The following is a 17,071-nucleotide window of genomic DNA, read 5'->3' as shown; positions in this document are numbered from 1 at the left end:
CCCGTATTGTCGAATTTTTTGAGATTGTGAACACGAAGCAACGTAAAAATAATAAACAACCTGATAGCTCAGAAAGATCCATCGGGTTGTTTGATTTATCAATTGAGTTGTTAAATACTTTTTTGACATCAATATGAAAGAGGTTCTGTCTGCGTTATAATAATTCGCCATTAATATGGAGTAATCTTACTCTTCTTTACAAGGACTTACCCCAATTATTAGACACATCTAACAATTGGGATTGCAGTTCATTACAGAAAACATTATAGGAATGTTTTCTTCAAGTTCACAGAAGTTTGCGCTTTACATGTTTTTATTTAGAATTCGTATATTTTCGCATATCAAATGCTACTGCTGCGACGATAATAACACCTTTGATTATCAACTGCCAGTAAGGGCTAATCCCAATAAAAGTCAATCCATAGTTGATAACACTGAAAATCAATACCCCTGCAAGAACACCCGGAACCGTTCCGATACCGCCTGATGTGGACACGCCACCGACTACGCATGCCGCGATCGCATCAAGCTCATACATGTTTCCATAGTTATTCGTCGCACCGCCAGTTCTTGAAGCTTCCAGCACCCCAGCTAATCCGTACAAAGCACCAGCGATGGAATAAATGTAGATCAGGTAACGGTTTACGTTAATCCCTGAAACGACTGCAGCGTGAATGTTACCGCCGATCGCGTACATGTACTTACCTAGTTTCGTTTTGTTAAAAACAATCCAGACGATAATGGCAACTATAATTGCAATAATAACGATATATGGTATGGAATACGTGGCATCAGATCCAATTGAACCCGTTCCTAATTTACTAAAGTCAGGTCTCAAACCGCCGATAGGCTGAGACTGATTCGGTTTCATATCAAAGTATAGGGAGTTAGCGCCATATACAGCTACCATCGTTCCGAGCGTTGCAATGAATGGTGGAACCTTCAATTTAGCGACGATTATCCCGTTAATGAGACCTATCAAAAGACCAGCTAAAATTGCAATGATAATTGGAACAAGCAGCGGCAAATTCGGTAGATCCGGGAAAAATCTACGACCATAATCCTGCGTTTGCAGCATGGATGCCGAGATAACGGCTGTCAAACCGACGATCCGTCCTGTTGAAAGGTCCGTGCCTCCCGTAATTAAGATGAACGCAGCTCCCAATGCAATAATGACACGTGTAGATGACTGAAGTAAAATATCACGAAGGATACTAACGGATAAAAAACGTGGATCATAAATTGCGATCCCAATAACAAGCACGACCAATACGATGTAGATTGCGTATTTGGTCACGAACTCATTAATGTCTCTAGATTTTAATGTTTTTGTACTCATGGTTTCTTGACCCTCCATTATGTAATAAGCTGTGCAGCAAGGCGCATGATCTCTTCTTCTGTTGCTTTTTTTCCTTCAATGATCCCCGTAAGGCGTCCTTCACACATGACCATGATTCGGTCTGACATCCCAAGAAGCTCGGGCATTTCAGAAGAGATCATGATAATACTTTTCCCCTGCTTCGCAAGATCAGCAATGATGGAATAAATCTCAAACTTCGCCCCTACGTCAATTCCCCGAGTAGGCTCATCCAGCAAGAGCACGTCCGGCTCTGTAAGCAGCCATCTGGCCAGCAACACCTTCTGTTGGTTACCGCCCGAAAGGTTTTTGATAAGAGCGTGCATGTTCGGCGTCTTCACGCGAAGCATCTCAATGCTTTTCTCAACTTCGACTTTTCGTTTCGCCTCATTAATGAATCCAAGCGGGTTCATATATCGGTTCAAGTTCGCGATGACCGTGTTCTCCAATACCGATAACACAGGGAAAATCCCGGTCACTCGGCGCTCTTCCGTGAGCATCGCGATTTTATGATTAATGGCATCAATCGGCGATTTGAGCTTTACCTGCTTGCCATGGATCGAAATATTACCGGATGCTACACTGCGTAGTCCGAACAAAGCTTCAATCAATTCCGTCCGCTGTGCTCCGACCAGTCCGCCAACACCAAGAATTTCTCCCTTACGGAGGTCAAAGGAGACATTCTTAAAGGACCTTGGAATGACTGAAGTCAGTCCTTCGACTCTCATCAATACACCGTTTGGCACATTGCTTCTTTCGGGGAAACGCTCTTTCAGATCGCGTCCAACCATTTTTGAGATAATCATATCGGTTGTCAGCTCTGAAGACGCCCACGTCCCAATCTTTGTTCCGTCGCGCATAATCGTTACTTCATCCGAGATTTCTAGAATCTCTTCCATTTTATGTGAAATATAGATAATCGAGACGCCACGACTCTTCAAGTCGCGAATAATGCGAAACAGCTGCTCAACTTCATTGCCTGTCAGCGACGAAGTCGGCTCATCCATAACAATGACTTTCGAATTGAAGGAAACGGCTTTGGCAATTTCAATGGATTGCACCTTGGAAACCGATAAAGTTCCTACAAGTGTATCCGGATTAATATCCATCTGCAGCTGTTCAAACAATCTCACTGTATCTTTACGCATTTTCTTGTGATCCACTAGTTTCAAAGGTCCGATGCCTCTTTGCGGGAAGCGGCCCAACCAAATGTTTTCCATCACGTTACGGTGTGGAACCGGGTGCAGCTCCTGATGGATCATGGAAATACCATTTGCCAAGGCATCCTTGGAATTAAGAATGGATACGGTTTCACCATTCAGATTAATTTCTCCGCCATCGGATTTATAAATGCCGAACAAGCATTTCATCAACGTCGATTTACCAGCCCCGTTTTCACCCATCAACGCATGTACGCTTCCTGGGCGAACCTTCAGGGTAACATTATCCAACGCCTTGACACCGGGGAACTCTTTGGAGATTTGATTCATTTCCAATAAATACTCATGTAATATCATGGTAACTCCCCCTACCAGCTCACGATAATCTCTACAAAGTGAAGCCATTTTTCAAGTCTGTTTCTCTTTATCTTTGCACGGGATAGCCTGTCGAAATTTTAAACAGCCACACCGATCGTTGGGTTTTTACCGTCTGTTGCAGCTGCGCCAGTGCTTCCTGCCGGAGAAGTTGTTGGTGTTGCAGCTTTGTTACCACAGCCTGCTACGGTTACAACCAAAGCGCTCGCTACTGCAAGTGCTATCAATTTTCTCAATATATGCCCCTCCCTAAATGATCGTTTTGTTTATTTGCATTTCTAAATATACGCCATGTGAAATCGGAAACACATGCAATATCCTCATATCTTTCATCAAAATTCCCATCATTTTATTAACATAAACAACAACTTTTGAATATCCGACCAATACATATTAGCCAGGTCAATCGATTTAATCCCGATATCTACAGTCGCTTACAGTCCGTCTCCACTGCCTTCCTTACAGATTTGGCCGTAAATTGGAATGCGAGCAAATCGCCTTGGGCAGTAGGATGGTGCAAATTCTAATGTCTCAAAAAGAAGGAAATTACGTATCAGAAGAAAGGGGACGTATAAGACAAGAGGTCATTGATGCTATTGCAGAAACGATGGATTTGTACGGAGCAACTCATTCATCTGGTCAATTGTACGGGATTATGTTCTTTGAAAATCGGTCGATGACTCTCGATGAGATGACAATTCGAATGAATATGAGTAGAAATAACATGAGCTATGCGGTTAGATCATTGGTAGAATCCCAAATGGTCAAAAAGCTGTTGGGAAATATCGTCAATTAATTACGGTGAAGAAATATCACTAAAATATTACCCTCGCTTCAGGGCATCGACAAACTGCTGGAGCCATTCGTAATATGTATGCCGGCACAAGTCCCCTCGTCGAGCTTGATGATAACCGATGTTTTAGCTCAGCGTGAACTGGACTCGGAAGATGGACATTTTGAGAAAGGTGCCCACCCTCCGGGCATTAAGTCATCAAAGATTGGGGCAAAGTAATGTTAACGGTTGTACCTCTACCTTGCACACTTTCTATATAAATAGTACCTTTGTGTGCTTCAATAATGTTGTAACACACCATTAAACCCAAGCCCGTCCCCTTCTCCTTAGTAGTAAAGAATGGTTGACCAAGTTTAGGGATCTGTTCTTTTGGAATGCCATGCCCCTGATCGATGAAACGGAGTACAACTTTTTCACTACTTACTTGACTTTGAATAATAAAATGCCCTCCGGTAGGCATTGCTTCAATTGCATTTTTCATTATATTCATAAATACCTGTTTTAGTTGATTCACATCACAAAAAATTAGAGGAATATTTTCCTCAATTTCACTAAAGATTTGTACATTGTTTATAATTGCTTCTGCTTTTAGAAGAAAGATTAAGCTATCTATAAGTATTTTTACATTATTTTGTTTAATATTTGAGATCTGAGGTTTTGATAACAACATGAACTCATTTACAATTAAGTTTATACGATCTAGTTCCTCCAACATGATTACACAATAGGGTTCATTATATTTACTTTTTAGTAACTGAGTAAATCCTATTAGAGTAGTTAGTGGATTACGTATTTCATGGGCAACTCCTGCAGCCAATTGTCCAATAGCAGAAAGTTTGTCACTTCTTATTAAAAATTCATCATTTCTTTTCCTAGCAGAGATATCTCTTATAACACTTTGTATAACTGCTCTCCCCAAAAAATTAAACGCTTCTACACTAGAGATTTCAGTTTCAATGTTTTCTCCGTCAATACGTATTAACTCAATGGGTATGAAATCTAGGTAGTTATCTTCACCTCCAATTTCGAGAAACCGACTTTTGACTATACAATGGTAATCAATTTGAATAAAGTCAAAAATTGATCTTCCGATCATTTCCTCTTGAGAATCTGCACCAATTAGTTTTAACGCTGCTCTATTTAAGAAGGTAAGAATTCCATCGCTATGTACGACTATTGGTTCTGGGGAGATCTCAACCAAGCGTCGATAACAGTGTTCACGCACATGGAAATTAGAATGATGATTCGAATTAACGACTTGACTCCTTCTAAAATGCTGATTTCGATGACTAGGGTTGATTTTCATAGTTTATTTCCTTCTTAAAATTCATGCGATCTACGAAATTTTAATGTTACTAATCTCAATTGTTAATAGAATTTCCCACTATGAAGGTATAACAATGTTTTAATTCCTTACACACTTGCCAGTTTGATCGAGGCTGGCTTTACCCCTTTAGCTAATGCTATCACGATTATTTCGCCAGGCGTCTCTGGAGCTTGCAGCAGCACGGTAGCGATACCTGCCTCCGCCCGCACCGGATTTTCACCGACGATAACCGCCGGACCATCAATCTCGAACAAAACCTCGTTGCAGGCGGAGGGTACAACAGTCCCGTTCGCGTCCTTGATTTCAGCATAGACAAACACGAAGTCGGCCCCATCGGCTGAAAGCTCTTTCCCGCTCATATCGATGCGGAGGGAAAGTGTCTCAGGCTCAAGTGGTGTACGTACAACATGTTTAGCCGCTTCTTTGCCGCCAATTCGTCCAATTGCCATCAATTCACCAGGCACGTACGCCAAACCTGTAAATGTGAACGGGGCTTGCGCCAAATTGCGGCAATTTCCTCCGTCATACGCAAAAACCTTCATGTCGCCTGCATCCGTCTTCCCCTGCAGGCATGCGTCCTTCCCTTTATGCTGCTCTTCATCCCTAAGCCAATAGTCCACCTCGTAGCCTGTCACACGTTCACCGTATTCCGTGTCCGGACCTTGATCAGGCTTTCTCACGCCGACCGATTTCCCGTTTACAAACAGCTCGACCTCATCGCAATTGGAAAACACCACAACCCACTTCGGCGAGGTGCGTTCCGACCAATAATTCGCAATATACACCATCGGCCCACTCTCTGCATGCTCATGAACAATATCCTGTCTTCGTTGACTCTGATAAAAATAGTAAACGAATTTGGGCAACCGGAAGGTATCGAGGGCTCCGCACTCCGACAACCGGGGGAAACAGCCGCGATTATGATCGATGCCGACCCACGAGGCATCTCCGAGCGACCATCTGTTGCCACGGTTCCGATTTAGTGACCATTGATAGTTCCAAGCTTGCAGCAGCAGCTTCTGTTCTCCCGCGTCGCGTGGTACCCGACTTGTACTCTCATGACCGCCGAACTCGTAATCCCCGTACTCTCTGTCGAATCCTCCTTTATCGGATAGGACCTCCTCCAGCGGACGGGACAATGTTTCGTCGTTCCATAGCGTATAGGGCACATCGTAGCCGACATAAGCGGGATTATTCCGTCCCATCGTGTCTCCCGAAGTAAACATTTGCTCCCCCGGATATTCTTCATGTGCGATCAGATGGCATTCGTGAAAAAATTCATCCGTCGCCCCTATCCTACCAATGTACGTTTCGTTCAGGCTGACCTCCCACATGATCACGCAAGGGTGGTTTCGGTCACGGCGGATCATATCCCGTATATTTTGCTTGACAATATCCTGGAACTCACCTTCCTCGCAGTACTGCCAGCCTGGTACCGGTTCGACGACCATTAGACCGAGTTCATCGCAGGCGTTAAGAAAAGCTGTCGCCTGGGGGTAATGGCCAAGCCGCACGAAATTGAAGCCCGCCTCCTTCAGCTTCTTCGCATCGCGATAATGCGCGTTGTTCGAAGCGGCGTTTCCGATGTAGGGAAACTGTTGATGGCGGTTCGTTCCGCGGATGACCAGCTTTACACCGTTTATGACAAAACCGCCTTCTTTACTAAACGAAATTGTGCGGATGCCGATCCGGGTGTGAATCTCGTCGGCCGTATGGTCGTCTTCTAGGATTTTCGTTTGCAGTGTGTACAAATAAGGGGTGTCCGGATGCCAAAGCTGCGGCTTCCTAATCGTCATCGTCTCAACGAAGGTATGCGCTCCGCCAGCCATAATCGTTTCAATCAAGCTTTCGGCCGACCCTACTTGTCTTCCTTGATTATCTAGCAGCGTTGTCACAATTTTCGCTTTCTTGGCCGTTTCATGCTCGTTGCGTACGTGGGTCTGAACTTCGAGCGTCGCTGATGCTTGCGAGACGTCGGTGTAATTGACAAAAATCCCGCCTCCTGCTGGTTTACGGGCGTAAACGGCATCCGTAATATGCAACTTCTCCGTTACATGAAGATGAATATTGCGGTAAAGTCCGCCGAAATAGGAGAAATCGAGGCTCTCCAGCGGCTTTCCTGGCGGTATGGAGCCATTGTTCCGGTTGTCGAGCCGAACGGCAATGACATTGGCCCCATCGAAATCGACATCATTGGATATGTCGATCGTAAACGGCAAATAACCGCCTTTATGATTCAGCTTGACTTTGCCGTTAATCCATACATCAGCCTCCTGCATAGCCGCTTCGAATTCCACAAAGATCTTCTTACCTTTGTCCGCTTCGTCCAAGGCAAAATGCTTGCGATACCAGCATATCCCTTGAAAATGCATGTCTACATGCAGCGATTCAATTCTTGGCGTATGAGGCAGACAGACCATTTCCCAGCCAGCGTCCGAAAAACAACTCTGTTCGGCTCCGCTTATGTCTTCGCGAATAAACTTCCAGTTCCGGTTGAAATTCTCCGTTCTTCTGCCATGATTTGAATATTTCATGGTCAATCACTCTCCAGTTCCTCATGCATTGCTTCCGCCACTTTCTCAGCTAAATTATTCCTCTTACGTATTTGTTTTTAATAATTCATAGAATTCGTCCATTTGGACAACAGAATTCTCCAAACGGGACTTTTCAGCTGCAAAGGCCATAAGGTGGCTTTGGACAGACACATGAGCTGAAGTGAGTCCTGGAACATTTCCGTCTTGACGCACCAATTTAACAAAATCCCCCATAATACCTTCATCTCCACCGCCATGTCCCTCAAGCGGTGACTCAAGGTGAATGATTTCCTTTTCCCCTGTCAAAAAACTCGTGATTTCGATTACGTTCCGTTCCATATCTGCTCTGATTTGCCCGTTAGATCCCATCAGCTTCAATGATCTCCCGCCTTCAAATGTAAAAGCGCTCATCGTAAAAGCAACCGTTACCCCGTTATCAAACTCCATATTGACCACCTGATGGTCAACGACATCATTGTCACAATGGTACACACATCTACCGTATGGCCCCTCCTTCAAGGCATGGAGAACCCCTTCATCGCTTGCATCGCTACTAACGACTGTGCGGAAGACTTTGTTAATCCAATCATCCCGATCAATATAAATTTTAGGCGCATAATATGGACATTCATCTTGAATGGGACAACCGTCCAGACACATTTTTGGTGCACCCTTAGGGGCATTCTCTTTTCGAAAATGCGTTAAAGAGCCGAAAGAAGCAATTTTTGTGCAATTCGCATCGGCTAACCACAATAAAATATCCATGTCGTGGCAGCTTTTGGCTAAGATCATCGGGCTGGATTCCTTGGATTTTCTCCAGTTCCCTCTTACAAAGCTATGAGCGTAATGGGCATATTCAACATTCTCCGTATGCTGGATCGTAACTAAACTTCCGATGCGGTCTTGTTGTAACAGCTTTTTAATCGTCTTGAAAAAATCTGTAAATCTTAACACATGGCAGATCGAAAATATCCGCTTGTACGACTCTGCAATTTCCCCTAAAATGATGCATTCTAATGGATCGTGTGACATCGGTTTCTCAAGCAGAACGTGATATCCCTCTTTCAGCGCTTTGCACGCTGGCATAAAATGCATCTGGTCCTGTGTGCAAACAAGCATGGCATCAGCCATCTTTGGCTTTGCTAATAACTGTTCCCAGCTTTCAAAGCCGTGTTCTGCTGGGATATTGTGCTCAAACATAAATTGTTTTCTTCGCACTGGATCAATCTCCGTAACAGCGACAAATTGAATTTGATCCGGATATTTCAACGCATATGATGCGTATGCACCAGCGCCTCTCTGACCTGCACCTACAAGGACTGCAGTAATTTTTCTCAAGATAGTTCCCCCAATAATGTCATCTATTATTTATGCAAGATCATCGACGTAACGAATTTCAACAAACTACCCTAACTCAGCAAAGTCTTGAAGATTAGCAATCGGATCGTTTGTGCCATGCAGTTCGAACACGATTAACTCATTTTCCCCTTCGCGCAGAAGCGGTCCTGGGATATATAGCGTTTTCTGTGGACCAATGTCCCAATAACGTCCGAGGTTATAGCCGTTAATGTAAGCTACGCCCTTCATCCAACCTTCCAGCTTCAAGAATGTGTCTCCGACTTCGTCAACATGAAACTTGCCTTTATAAAAAGTAGGCGTAAAAGAACCACTTTCTTGCTTGTCCCCGAATTCGAGTTCCGATATATTGTTTAGAGGAAGTGAGTAAGTTTTCCAATCGTGCAAAAACCCTCGTTCAAAACGAACCCCTTCTGTAATCCCTTTTGGATCTTTCAAACTATAACCGTAATTAATCCGGCCCATATTTTCTACTAAAATACTTAACGTCGCGCCTTCCGGAGGTATTTGTACCAGAATATCATTCTCTTTTAATTCCACTGTCTGATCATGCGTGTTTCTTTCAACCGTCCCCTGATAAACCCCATCCAGGAAAATGAGCGCTCTGTCACGCACTTGTTGGAGTACGAGTTTATTCTTTGCCCTTGGACCCGATATCTGTGTCGTATACAAAATAAATCCGTAATCCTGATCCAGTTGTTCCATCGTTATTGGACATTTACTTTTCACTGGGGACGACAACTGATCAAGCGAATCAAATAACTTCGTTTGTTCTGTAAGGCGGACAGTGCCGTAATGTTTCTTTGGATTGGAAGAGGGAATTTCAATATCCGTCAAATCCACATACTTGGAAAGCAATTCTCGAACTGCGATGTATTTGTCGGTAATATCTCCGGATTCATTCAACATGGCGTGATAATCATAACTGGTTGCGACCGGTTCGTGTTTACCCAAAAAACCTGCTCCATTATAAAAACCAAAATTCGTACCGCCGTGGAACATATAGAAATTAACGGAAGCACCCAATTCCAGCATCCGCTCCAGTACGTCCACTACATCGTCATGACCTCTCTGATGATGTTCATTTCCCCAATAATCGAACCAGCCATTCCAATACTCCATACATACCAACGGTTTGTCCTGCTGATATTCCTGCAATTTGGCAAATGCTTCTTCAGGCCGTGATCCGAAATTGACTGTTGCGAACACGTCCGGAATTAACGTACCTCCTTGAAGATTGGAATCGTCATACCCATCCGAAGTGAAAAGAAGCACATCCATTCCACGGATGATCATGGCTTGCCTTATATACGCCAGATATTCCTTATCTGTGCCATAACTTCCGTATTCATTTTCAATTTGCATGGCGATAATCGGTCCGCCATTCGTACATAAAAGGGGTTTAAACCTTGCCAATATTTCGTCGTAGTAGGTGTCTATTTTATCCAAGTAAGGCTTATAGTAACAACGCAATTGCATAGAAGGGTCTTTAAGGAGCCAATAGGGCAACCCGCCAAATTCCCATTCAGCGCAAATATACGGACTCGGCCGAATAATAACGTGCAGTCCTAATTCACCTGCTAATTGAACGAATCGCTCAACATCGGCGATGCCTTGAAAGTTAAACTGCCCTTCTTTCGGTTCATGGACATTCCAAGCTACATAGGTTTCAACCGTGTTAAAACCGCAAGCTTTTAATTTCAACAACCTGTCTTTCCAATATTCAGGCACAATTCTGAAATAATGCATGGCTCCCGACAGGATTCGAATCGGTTCACCGTTATAAATAAATTGTTTACCTTCCATTGTGAACGAAGCCATTTTGACATCTCCTTTAATAACATTTCTTCGCGCAGTAGAGTATCCATATTCTTGGAGATATCCAACTGGCAATGATTGCATAAAATAGCAATTGATTCGCTGAGCATACTATGCGAACCCTAACTACGAAACAACAAAAATCAAAGAATCCTACAATTTCTTAAAAAGCACTTATTAAAAAAAGTGGTTTTTCTACAAAATAACTAAATAAGCCTTCAAAACCAACAACCTAGTGGATTTGAAGACTTTATTCTTAACTTTTTCAATAACGATTTCTTGGTTGCAAAATATCAATGAATTATCCCTTGATTTTGATAATAAGCGCAAATGGTAACGGAAGGGGGAAAAGCCCCCCCCATTTCATTGCCGATCAATCCTCAATTTCGCTAGTGCGATTAATTAACCTTCCATTCAACATTCTAAGTGGTTATTCTATTGCAAGATCGCTTTTGCTATGATTGCAAGGTCTATAATGTCAACTATGCCGTCATGGTTTACATCAGCTTTCTCATTCCAGCCCACTTGACCTTGTTGTTTGCCGTAAGCAGCTGCAACCACAGCCAAGTCTCCAATTGAGACACCGCCTGTATTGACATCAGAAGTTATTTTCTTGCTTATGAACACTTGAATCGCTGCTTCCAGTGCGGCCTTCGCGCTATCCACATGCTGCTGGGTGGCATTCGAAGCGTTTGATGCCACTTTAGCTGCATCGATAGCCGACTGCAATTGTGCTTTGGAGCCAATCGCATACAGTCCATCTCCATTGCCTTCCACTGCTGCGTCGTACTTCGACTGAGCACTTGCAATCGTTGCATTCAAGAGCGACTTATCTACAGGTATAGTAGTTACAGTTATTTGGATCTCACGGGAGGCTCCGCCGACCTGCAGCTCATTCCCCTGTGCATTGGCAATCACAACATGGTCTATAGAAATTGTCGTATTGGTTGCCTGGGCTACAGATTTTGCCGTAAATTTAATGGCGAGAAAATCGCCTTGAGCAGTCACGTTCGTGCCCACGCTGGCAGCCACTATCCGGAGTTGACCCGGCGCCGTCTCCTTTTGATCGATGACTCGGAACCCGTCTTTCAGGGATGTCACCGTTTCGAAATTCACACTTGCAGGGTCATACTGTAGTGTGAAATCTTGGGCGTACACTTGCTGGTATACGCTTTGCGTAACGCCGGTCAGTCCCATCGTCAGATTGAAGGTTTGCCCGGAATTCACCTTAACTGGTCCGGCTATAACAGCTTGCGGCACTTCCGGTGAATCCAGACATACATTGATCTCCGCAGCGCTTGCAAACCCACCGACGCCCGCTGTTGCTTCGAGCTTGACATAGGATGCATTTGCCGAAGTAAATGATGCGTATTTCTCCGCACTGTTGTTATCCCAATTTCCACTTGCAACCTTTGTAAAAGAAACCCCATCCGTACTTACATACACGTTATAGCTTGTAATAATTCCATTGCTGCCTCCTGATTGCCTTGGTAAATACGAGACTTTATTGATCTTGTAGGTTCCTCCAAGGTTTAAGGTAATCGATTGGGGGAGAGCGTCGGATTTATTCCACTTTGTATGCCAGATCGTTCCTGGGTTTCCGTCAACAGCCATGGATGCTGCGTTGTTGTCCCCAGCCGTTTCCTGACTTGTCGCCGTTGCCGTCATTTTCGACTGAGGGACAGTATCAACAACTACACTTATTGTCATGGGACGACTTATAACGGCTACCCCGTCTAAAGTAACCTTTACAGCAACGGTTGCATTAAACCCAGTACCAAGCTCGCCTTTAGCAATGATCGTATTGCTGCCTTCAACGACAGATAACCTTGCATCGCTAAATTGATATTCTACAGCAGCACTTGATAAATCAGCGCTTCCTCCTGTACTTAATAAGCCATTAAATGTAGCAAAGATAGGATTGTTGAGTTTAATTGTATTTTTGTTCAGAGTTAAATCAATTTTACTTAAATAGGGAGCCGCAACTATTTTTCCTGACTCATCAACAGAAAGATAAGTAACTTCTTCAATTGAACGTCCGCCTATTGTTACTCTTATGTGAATCTTTGCTATACCTTTTGAAACAGCGGTCAGCAGGTTTGAATCGCCTACCGTAATCACACCCTGGTTTTCACTTGTTACCGTGATTACCGCGTCTTTCATATCCATCGGTGCACCCGCACCCGTGAAAGCCTTAATGTCATATTTACCTGTAGCTGCAGTAACCGGCTTGTACGCATAATCGATGCGATCAAATAAATTGGACGTATCCACTCCGTTTATTGCCACTTCAAGCAAATCAATCGTTGACCCGTTTGAACCGCCATCAAATAGTAATTTAACGTATTGAGCTTCCGTGTTTACTGCATATTGGTTATAGAATCCAAAATTAGCTGTACCTGTCGGGCCGTTAACGGTCTTGACATCAGTCCATGCCACACCATCAGCGCTAGTTTGAATTTTTATTGTTTTAGGCGTATTGATATAATTTTGTTCCAAAGAATTGAAGTTAAGATTGATATTAGCAATCTGAGACTTTGTCGGCAGCTTAAATTGAATCCATGACTTTTCACTTGCAGGTACCGACCATTTGAATTGATCAAAATGAATGCCGTCAATTGTTTTTCCATCAACTAATTGACTTACTGCACCTTGATTATGACTAGCTGTAATTTCAGTGGCTGCAAGATTTTGGTATGGCAACAGGTCCATGAATATTTTATTTGTTGTAAATGTTTTGCCGTCTAACGTTACATCAGCCCAAACGACTCCCCGTGTAGGTTGTTGTACGAACGGTGCAATTATTTCATTTGTCTTGAAAGTAAATTCATTTGTTTCTCTAATCGATACAGGCTTTAAATTGTCACCCGCTTTTAAATCAACGACACCGCCGTGCCATTGAATTTGTGCCGCATCAAGACCTATTGCTCCGCCTTTCGATGATCTGCCTTCGATTTGATAGCTGAGTTTATCTAGTGTACCAACCTCTCCGAAAGCTTCTTTTCCATCCACGAGTAAAGTTGCGCCAATCATGTTTTCCCCAACATAAATTTTGCCGTCTCTTGCTGTCACTTTTAATGTATCCTGTTTCGTTACCCCTTCATAAGTACCGCTAACAGTAATAGTAGTTGTGCCGTTTGATACCGGTGTTACGATTCCGTTAGCATTAACTACTGCTATTGCAGGATTCGTACTATTGTATGTTAAACCTGAAAGCTTGGCTTTGAGCGCCGGAAATGTCATATATCCCTCAGTGTTGATTTTGAGCGATGAAGGTGTCAACTGCTCACCAGTTACTTTGACATTAGTAAGCGAATATCTGCGTGCAGAATTGTCCGTTACAATCTTGATGATTGTATCAATCGGATCCTCCTGGACATTGGCAAGATTGACTGTCAGACTTTCTCCATTTTGTACAAAAGAAGTGACAGGAATGTCCTCGTTCAACCAGGTTACGGATGTCACATGATCTGGAACCGGACGAATCGTTAAAGACTTTCCAAGAATGGCATCAAACCCTTTTTTGCTGTCAGGTCCTTTTATAATATGCAGATAAACATTGTTGTCTCGATACATTGCGTATCCCCATTGTGGCCCTGTAGTACTGTTAGGTAATGCGAACTTTTCTGCATTGCCTTTTCCATCATCTTCGTAACCATAGCCCGATAAGAAGTATGGCATTGTACCCGTTGTAGACTCATGTCTTTCCGGTTTTCCTTCAGGTGCAAACCATGCTGCCAAACTTTCTCTCACATCAATGTATTCCTGCTCTGCTTTAGGATACCTTGTCGCAATTTCCTCAGGCGAGTTCCAATTGGGCCCGCGACTATCTACTGGCGTTTGATCATTATTATCCACATAGCCTCTACCGACATTCATGACCATTTCTTTGGCAACTTGCCTGTAGTCATCTCGTTTACCGTAATATGGAGATAATCCGTCTTTTGTGTGTATCATTTTCCATGGTTCCATCGTAGTACGTTTTAAAAGATGATTTGCTGCGCCATTAGCGTAAATACCAGATGCTTCTTCGGTTCTTAAATCAGGGTCTCCATACTCTGCACCCCATGCATTGGAGTTTACGATAATATCATCGCTTAAATTGCGAACAGTGCTGTATATCACATCAAAATTTTGATCTGGTATCCCTTGCGGTCCATCAAAATAAAGATACGCAGGCGTATACCGTGTAATCAAATCAGTTAAATTCTGTACATAAAGGTCGGTTGTGTAAACTTGTACTCCGCCGCCATAATATAGCCCAAACTTCATTCCATAACGCTTAACTGCCAGTTCAAACTGTTTCAACCCATCTACTACTTTGCCATTTTCGTCTTTTGGAAGATAGATATGCCTATCATTTTTTGGATCCGCAAACTTGGACGGCCAGAAATAAGCTTGTTGTACCGATTCAACCGATACCAATGAATGCCCTTGAGCTTTCGCCCTTTCTGCCCATAAATCAGCAGAGAAATTCGGGTCAACAAAGTATTGGTAAATTGGGGCAGCATGAGATAAAGCACCCACTCGCCCTTCTTCAAACCATTTATTGGGGCGTTCCTTTACTGTAATTGTCATATTCTTTCTAGACGTATTTCCATTCAGGTCAGTTACTTGCACAGTAAAGTTATAATCTCCTGGTGCGGCGTTAATACTGATTATACCTTTGCTGCTATTTAAATCGACATTTCCATTCACTAATCCATCTGCTATTGTGCCATCAGCATTTAATGCCAAGCCATCAGGCAGTTTGCCATCTACGATACTCCAAGTATAACCAGGCGCTCCCCCACTCGCCATAAATTGAAATGCCGATGCCGCAACACCGTATTTATTGCCCCCCTTCGATTTATTCCATACATAAGGCCATTCCTTGTAGCCAATCGGCATATTTTGGGTTGGTAACGGAGACTTAATGTCATCCTCGGTTGATAGGCCTTGTGTTACAATTTCTAGAGCCGCAGCTTCGCCTTTAACCGTCTGAACAAGTCCATTTATTTTATTGCCATTTTGATCTGCAACTCTCCCATAGAACCCAAGGTATGCAACATTTTGATCTAATGGTGTCGGTACATTGTTTGAATTAACATCTTCTGTATACGTATGTTTGATTTGAATCATCAGTTTATTCCAACCCTGCTTTAACAGGATCGCTTGTTTTGTCAAATCCTTCTGCACCTCCACAGGTATGGACGGTGTCGTTACAGCCTTATCGTTGACATAAAGTCGATATGAACCACTGGCGCCTACATTAAAATACGCTTGTTGTTCTACCGGGCTATATACGTATGTATGAGCGTAGACATATTTGTTTCTAGTATCCACGCCTTTTTTCACAGCATAATAACCATATAAATCTTGGTAATCATCGTAGTTTCTGTTGTAAATGCGATCATCGAAATATTCCCATTTATTACTTTCGTTATTCAAGCTTAACAGATCGCCGATTGCGGGAGCGATCGTAGCAGCCCCAGAACCAGATCCGACTGCCGGCTTGTTATTTACCTCTATTTCTGATATCCCGGTTATGCTTGGATAAGGTGTACGTCCTTTATCAATTTCAACCTTCACTTCAACTACATTCTTTAACTCGGATTGCATAGCATACAGGGTTGGTGCGGATGAGCTTGAAGATGTACTATCCACCTTTCCGGATTCTACTTTGCTGCCATCATTCAGCGTGAAAGTAAGATGATAATAATTGTTAACGTGACGGCCATCGCCCCATTGCGCTATTTTGACTTCATTAATTGCAATAGGCTGACTCCATTTCAGATCCACCCATGGAGCAGAATCATTTTCTGTCACCCACTGACTACTTGTGCTTCCATCAACTAATTTTGAAACAGGGTTTACTGCAAGCGTTGACGATGATGCTGTTATTTGTGATGCCGTCGCCGCGTATTTCACGGTTTCTTCGACTGTGGTTCCATAAATTTGGTCCACTACAGGGGATACGAATGGACCTGATACCAACCATGAGTTAATAAACGGGGCATTACCTGACACTTGCTGTGCTTCTACTTTATTAGTAGGAAAAGCAAACATGGATGTAACGATCATTGCAGTTGCCAATGCCACTGAAGTTATTTTTCTGAATTTTTTTACCATTCTTTTCATTCCTCCTCTATGAATTCCTTACGATTCCCAACCCCTCTTTCCGACGATTTAACGTTAAATGGCGAATCGCGCCAAGTCCAGGGTGGATACGCTTACAAACCAGAGTTGATTCCATCACCATTTCACAAAGCAAAGGGAAAGCAGGCCCATGCACATAACGATGCTTAACCTGCTCCCCCTCCCTTGAGAAATTCCGCTAATAGCTAGCACTTCTCTCATTCTTTGCTTCAT

The 17,071-nt window shown here is 43.2% G+C and carries 8 protein-coding genes and 1 pseudogene; 1 reads left to right on the top strand and 8 read right to left on the bottom strand.

The genetic code is table 11. The annotated features are described in order from the left end of the window. Positions 1–313 precede the first annotated feature (313 nt). From mglC to GC096_RS06735, 3 genes are all read right to left on the bottom strand, one after another. Positions 314–1,339, bottom strand: a complete 1,026-nt coding sequence (gene mglC / locus GC096_RS06745) for a galactose/methyl galactoside ABC transporter permease MglC (RefSeq protein ID WP_171629493.1) — start codon at positions 1,337–1,339, stop codon at positions 314–316. Between the two features lie 17 nt (positions 1,340–1,356). Then, the gene (locus GC096_RS06740) at positions 1,357–2,874 is read right to left on the bottom strand and encodes a sugar ABC transporter ATP-binding protein (RefSeq protein ID WP_171629492.1); all 1,518 of its coding nucleotides are present in this window, start codon (positions 2,872–2,874) and stop codon (positions 1,357–1,359) included. 98 nt (positions 2,875–2,972) lie between these two features. Beyond that, positions 2,973–3,128, bottom strand: a complete 156-nt coding sequence (locus tag GC096_RS06735) for a hypothetical protein (protein ID WP_171629491.1) — start codon at positions 3,126–3,128, stop codon at positions 2,973–2,975. Positions 3,129–3,418: 290 nt separating this feature from the next. Between GC096_RS06735 and GC096_RS06730 the strand changes: the two are divergent. After that, positions 3,419–3,667, top strand: a pseudogene (locus GC096_RS06730) (transcriptional regulator); the annotation flags it as partial. A gap of 208 nt (positions 3,668–3,875) precedes the next feature. On the opposite strand, the gene GC096_RS06725 reads toward GC096_RS06730, so the two are convergent. The 5 genes from GC096_RS06725 to GC096_RS06705 all read right to left on the bottom strand — a co-directional run bounded on the left by GC096_RS06725 (position 3,876) and on the right by GC096_RS06705 (position 16,831). Further along, positions 3,876–4,991 carry an ATP-binding protein gene (locus GC096_RS06725; protein WP_171629490.1) on the bottom strand — a complete coding sequence of 372 codons (1,116 nt, stop codon included), beginning with the start codon at positions 4,989–4,991 and terminating at the stop codon, positions 3,876–3,878. 107 nt (positions 4,992–5,098) lie between these two features. Next, entirely contained in the window at positions 5,099–7,546 is a 2,448-nt protein-coding gene (locus tag GC096_RS06720; RefSeq protein ID WP_171629489.1) for a glycoside hydrolase family 2 protein, read from the bottom strand. A gap of 63 nt (positions 7,547–7,609) precedes the next feature. Beyond that, positions 7,610–8,884 carry a Gfo/Idh/MocA family protein gene (locus GC096_RS06715; RefSeq protein ID WP_171629488.1) on the bottom strand — a complete coding sequence of 425 codons (1,275 nt, stop codon included), beginning with the start codon at positions 8,882–8,884 and terminating at the stop codon, positions 7,610–7,612. Positions 8,885–8,950: 66 nt separating this feature from the next. Then, entirely contained in the window at positions 8,951–10,723 is a 1,773-nt protein-coding gene (locus GC096_RS06710) for a glycoside hydrolase family 35 protein (RefSeq protein ID WP_171629487.1), read from the bottom strand. Positions 10,724–11,155: 432 nt separating this feature from the next. Then, positions 11,156–16,831: a discoidin domain-containing protein gene (locus GC096_RS06705; RefSeq protein ID WP_171629486.1), complete on the bottom strand. Its 5,676-nt coding sequence runs from the start codon at positions 16,829–16,831 to the stop codon at positions 11,156–11,158. Between the last annotated feature and the right edge of the window lie 240 nt (positions 16,832–17,071).

Origin of the sequence: Paenibacillus plantarum, from assembly GCF_013141695.1 — a bacterium.
Lineage (GTDB): Bacteria > Bacillota > Bacilli > Paenibacillales > NBRC-103111 > Paenibacillus_E > Paenibacillus_E plantarum.
Note: the sequence above shows the minus strand (reverse complement) of the source record. Positions and strands in the feature narration are given on the sequence as shown.